This window comes from Clostridia bacterium (assembly GCA_012840125.1).
In the GTDB taxonomy this organism is placed as follows: Bacteria; Bacillota; DULZ01; order DULZ01; family DULZ01; genus DULZ01.
Window position 1 is genome coordinate 1 of sequence record DULZ01000011.1, and the last position, 5,170, is coordinate 5,170.

General features: G+C 50.8%; 6 protein-coding genes. 5 read left to right on the top strand and 1 reads right to left on the bottom strand.

From position 1 onward, the window contains the following. Positions 1 to 310 precede the first annotated feature (310 nt). Positions 311 to 835 (top strand): hypothetical protein, encoded by a 525-nt coding sequence (locus GXX34_01445; protein HHW06192.1) that lies wholly within the window; start codon positions 311 to 313, stop codon positions 833 to 835. A gap of 168 nt (positions 836 to 1,003) precedes the next feature. Next, positions 1,004 to 1,372, top strand: coding sequence for an RNA methyltransferase (locus tag GXX34_01450; GenBank protein ID HHW06193.1), 369 nt, complete (start codon positions 1,004 to 1,006; stop codon positions 1,370 to 1,372). Between the two features lie 341 nt (positions 1,373 to 1,713). On the opposite strand, the gene GXX34_01455 is transcribed toward GXX34_01450, so the two are convergent. Further along, a complete protein-coding gene (locus tag GXX34_01455; protein HHW06194.1) occupies positions 1,714 to 2,610 on the bottom strand; it encodes a DUF1648 domain-containing protein in 897 nt (298 codons plus the stop codon). A 274-nt stretch (positions 2,611 to 2,884) separates the two neighbouring features. Here GXX34_01455 and GXX34_01460 point away from each other — a divergent pair, with 274 nt between their 5' ends. From GXX34_01460 to GXX34_01470, 3 genes are all read left to right on the top strand, one after another. Continuing rightward, positions 2,885 to 3,328, top strand: a complete 444-nt coding sequence (locus tag GXX34_01460; GenBank protein ID HHW06195.1) for a rhodanese-like domain-containing protein — start codon at positions 2,885 to 2,887, stop codon at positions 3,326 to 3,328. 344 nt (positions 3,329 to 3,672) lie between these two features. Then, positions 3,673 to 4,680: a flippase-like domain-containing protein gene (locus GXX34_01465; GenBank protein ID HHW06196.1), complete on the top strand. Its 1,008-nt coding sequence runs from the start codon at positions 3,673 to 3,675 to the stop codon at positions 4,678 to 4,680. Further along, the gene (locus GXX34_01470) at positions 4,628 to 5,047 is read left to right on the top strand and encodes a C_GCAxxG_C_C family protein (protein HHW06197.1); all 420 of its coding nucleotides are present in this window, start codon (positions 4,628 to 4,630) and stop codon (positions 5,045 to 5,047) included. The genes GXX34_01465 and GXX34_01470 overlap by 53 nt, the downstream gene beginning before the upstream one ends. Positions 5,048 to 5,170: the final 123 nt, after the last annotated feature.

The following is a 5,170-nucleotide window of genomic DNA, read 5'->3' on the forward strand; positions in this document are numbered from 1 at the left end:
GTCCAAAAACGTTGCCGGGAATGTAATCTTCAATACCATAAAGCAGCCCAAATGACTGACGAAGAAATCAAAAAATTGCTTCGGAGGGACACGGGGACAGGTCCCCCGGAGGGACACGGGGACAGAGGGACACGGGGACAGGTCCCCTGTCCCGCCTGCTCTTCCCGCAACAGAAAGGGGACACGGGACCTGTCCCCGTGTCCCCCCTTGGGCAGGAAAGCCTTTTCCTGATTCAATTCCGCCTTCCCTTTCTGTCAGCAACGAGTATGTGTCATGGTTTGAAAGGGATGCGGAAAAAGACATATTCAACTTGGTAGTTTGTTCCATTGATAAGGAGCAACCAATAATTTTATCATCCAGTCCCGGGGCAAACATCCCTTGCGAGCGAGCTCATATTCGCGACAATACGCTGGCCTATTGGTCGGAGGATGCCAGCGGAGTGACAATACATGTGTGCAATCTTGAAACGTTGAATACCCAAACCTTGCTCTTGCCACGGGATGCTCGCGTAGAAAACGCTTATTCCAACGGCAAGATTACGGCATGGTTTGAAAACTATTATTCAACCTCAATCTTCATTTATGATCATGCAAAACATGCGCTATACTCAATAGAGGAATATGTATTTTCCATAGACCTAGTTGATCGAACTGTTCTTATCAATACTGGTGATAGCATTATTGCTTATGATCTTGATAATAATTCACGACACGTTCTGATAGAACCAAATTCGCAACAAAGATATATTATGGCGAGAGTCACCAGCGATAACAAATTTATTGCCTTTAGTGATATGCCTGATGGTTCCGTAGAGACCACAATTGTTGAACGATAAGGTTTTGTTCTGGAGTTTGCAATTAGATATAGGGTAGTCCAACGTAATTCCGCCAAACTAAGGCGTCCGCGCTCTCTACTATAACAGTCTTCATTGCCGTGCACAGAATAAGTACATTGTGCAGGCTTAAGTGGAAGTAGCGGAGCTATATGATAGGGGACGATGCTAATGAATCATAACATAAGAACGGCCTGGTTAAGGTATGTTGTCTTAGCTGCTTTAACACTTGGCATGGTTTTTTTAGGGGTCAAGTACAAATGTGAACATACATTTACTACCAGCCGCTGGCTTAATTATCCGGAGGAGCGCGTTAAAATAGTTGACGATTTGTTCCGCAAACAAGCGTTGGTAGGGTTATCCAAAGACAAAGTCATAGACTTATTAGGGCCGGAGACAGAAAACGCCTACTTTAAAGAGCCGGGCAATATGGTCTACTATTTGGGACCGGAACGCGGATTAATCAGCGTGGACAGCGAATGGCTTGTGATTGAATTGGACGATAATGTCGTCGTTGATTACCAGATTAAACATGACTAGAATCCGGCTATGCCGTGCGTGATATCTATATTTAGCGAATGAGTTGGACAGTGGAGAAGCGCTCTTTGCTGCTGAGTTGGGTCTCAGGGTTGAAAGCCTACCTGGTCTTCCCTTGTGCGAAGATAGACTAATTGATTGTTGTCACAGGGTTATCGTCAGTGCTGCTGGGTGCAATATATCTCCTGAAGTATCCTCCGGTTACCGGTGACGCCTGGGGGACGACGATGCCCTGGGGCTTGATCATGGTTGTGCTGGGTTTGTCCGTTCTGGTCTTGGGGGGTTGGCAGCAGCACCGCCGTAGCAGAAATACGGTTCTTAGCGTTTGGCTAATTACTACCGGGTCAGAGTAAAGGAAGGATCATGGCCAAAAGGACAGCCCACATGAACAAAACCAGGCCGGCGGCCAACGCCACCATGAATCGCCTGATCCGGGGATAATCACCGGTAAGGGCCAATCCGATCGCCACCGTGGGCAACCAACTGACCAGGGCCAGTGCGGGCAGTATATACAGCTCTTCCGGCGGCCCGTAACGGTTGACCTCGCCCCGCCAGTTGTAGTGCATGGGAATCTGTTCCGGCAGCCGCGGTGTCAGCACGTAAATGGCCAGAGCCATACCCAGGATCAGTCCAAAGCCCACCACCAGTCCTGCTACGGTCCACCCGTCGAGGGAAGAACCGGTTTTAGTTTTAGTAGCTTGCTTTATTACCTGCTCTGAGTAAGAAACACCCTTTTCCCGCAGCTTTGCCTGCAGGGCCGTCATGAATCCTTCCCGCTCCAAAGGAGTTATGCCGTACAGGCTGTCTCCCGTTTGGACCAACACGGCTTCATCCCCCACCGCATAAAACTCGCCCTTTCCCAAGCGGTAAATGGAAAAAATACCCTGGCGGTAGCCGCCAAGCTCCATCCCGTACACCCGGCTGGCTCCTTTCAGCTTCATGGCGGTAACGGCCGTGATCTCATGATAGGGGATTACCACCGGTTTCTTGCCCCAGTTGATGATAATTCCGGTCCCGGTCAGTTCGTAACTAAGCCCGTTGAAAGAACGATGATAATACCACATCAGCCAGGCCATACCGATAAAGACCGTTCCTAAAACCAATAGGGTCACCAGTTTAACCGGATGAGGTTTTCCGAAAAGCAGCGGTACGGCCGGGCCTCCGGTCACCAGCAAGGACAAGCCGAACAGCCAGTAGAAGGCGCCGGGCATGCGACCGGTATGGGGTGTTCTGAACACCATATGACCATTCTCCCCCGGTAATAGTAAAGAGTCTATCCCTTGTAGTGTGCGCCACATGTTGACGAAAAACAGTGATAGCTATATTTTATCACTTTAATCGATGCAATAATAAACACGTTATTTCGCCAGGCCAAATAGAGAAAATTTATTGTTTAATCAATTGGCAGAAAATTATTTAATCCGCCTTGTAATAGGGGATATGGTCTGTTATTATCCATGTCAGGTTGCAATTCATGATGAGGAGGGGGATTCCATGAAACAATACCATCAAAAAATGATAGCCGGATTGGCGCTTTTGCTGGTAGCGGCGGTATTGGTAGCCGGCTGCGGCGGTGCTGGTTCTTCATCAACGGAAACTAAAGCCGAGTACCGGTATATCACCGCGGCGGAGGTTAAAGAAAAACTAGAAAACAGGGAAGAGATGGTGCTGCTGGATATTCAAGTGGAAGAAGAGTGGCAGGAGCATCATATCGCCGGTTCCCTTCCTACCCATGCTTATCCGGTCCAGAGCGAGGAAGATAAAGGGAAGCTGGGCGCAGTGTTGTCTGAATTAGAGGGCGATTGCCCGGTCGTCATTGTTTGCCCCAGGGGCGGCGGTGGTGCCGAGAGAACATATAATTACCTGAAAGAAAAAGGCATTGCTGAAGAAAGACTGTTCATCCTGGAAAAGGGCATGGCCGGATGGCCTTATGAGGAATTAACGGAAAAAGGCTTGTAAGAATGTCTCCGACGGTGTACAAACCTACTTTCAGACCCGGACAGGTTGAAAGTAGGTTTTTGCCTGGCAAGCAGTCACCGGTTCACGCACCGGGTTGTTCAGGGTCTCCCGCCTTGTCACCATAAGGTTACCAATAATGACGTGGGATTATGCCGGTACGGCTCTTGCTTGGGTATATTTGAGTTTGGTGGGGACATTAGGGATGGCCGATTTGCCCAATCATAAGGTAATTTTATACAGTGAGTAACGGTATCAAATCTTTCGATTTGACTGATAAAACTAACTTATTTAATATTGTTTTCAGAAAATGGAACGACCCTGTTCCGGTAAAGGAGAAATAGCTCATGGGGGCACCAGGGGCCCGGAAAAAATATCTAACTCTTTTGAAAGTAATTATTTCGGCGGGGTTATTGTTTTGGCTGTTCCGGAGCATAGAATGGCAGCACGTGGCTGATTTACTGGCCGGGGCAAAAATCCCGTGGCTGGCGGCCGCTTTGGGCTGGATTGTGGTTTCGGTAGCCGTCAGCGCTTACAAATGGCAGCTCCTCAACCGGGCCGCCGGCCTGGCCACACCTTACCGGGTTCTATGGCAGAGCTACTGGGCCTGCCTGTTTCTTAATAATTTTCTCCCTTCCAGTATCGGCGGCGATGCCGTGAGGATTTACTGGACCGGCAAGTATGTGGGGGACATGGCCGGGTCCGCCGCCACGGTGGTGGCGGAAAGGATCCTGGCCACGGCCGGGTTGTCTCTTCTTGCTTTACTGGCGTGGCCTTTCAGCAGGCTGGATGTGCCGTATCTGGCGGCGTTTTTTGCGGTCTTGGCCCTATTCAGCCTTGCCCTTCTACTTCTAATACTGTATCCCAAACTGCTGGAGCGCTTACAGCGGTTCTTGCACCGTTTCCCCGGTGCAGCCCGGTTTCTGGAAGGTTTCAGTGCCCACGGCCTGCGCTTGAGGCGCCGGTCGGACCTGCTGCTGGCGGCGCTGGGATGGTCCGTCGTCTTTCAAGGCTGTGTCGTGATGGTGAACTACTGCTTGTTTCGCGCCCTGGATATCCCCGGGGTGACTTTACTGGAAGCTTGTGTCCTGATCCCGGCCACTTCCGTGGCGGCCATGATCCCCTTGGGGATCAACGGGTACGGCACCCGGGAGGGAGCCTATGTGGCCCTCTTCTCTTCCCTAGGAGTGTCCCGGGAGGGAGCTCTTACCGTTTCCGTCTTATTTGCCGTGCTGGTCAGCCTGACCAGTTTGTGGGGCGGGTGGATCTGGTTGAGAAAAGGACAGGAGAAGGAATGGGAAGATGAAAGAATTGATGGAGGAGAAAGCGGCCGGTTGGTTTACAAAAGGATATAACTGCTGCCAAAGCATCCTGCTGGCCGCCCATGAGACGTATTCTTTAGAAATCAGCCCCGGTTTTTTGATAGACGCAGGTCATTTTTTCCGGGAAGGCATGGCCAGCGGTTGCACCTGCGGGGCCCTGGTAGGGGCGGAAATGGCTTTAGGGCTGGTTAACAAGGAGCAGGGACTGGACCTGCCGCCCGAGACAGCCGGAGCGCTGCACGACCGCTTTATCAAGGCCTTTGGCTCTTCCTGCTGCCGCGTGCTGCGGAAAAAGCAAGGAGTGATAGGCAAGATGACCAAGCAAGGGTGCAAGAAGATCACCGCAGGCACCGCCGGGCTTTTGTATGAACTCATAGAAGAAATCCGTTCTTCCAATTGAAGGGACGAGGGGGATTTCGTGCATGCAGCCGGGTAAGCCGGAGAAAATCTCGGTGCTGATCCCAACATATAACGAGGAAAAAAACATCGGAAGGTTGTTGGAGACTCTGGTTCACCAGCCGGA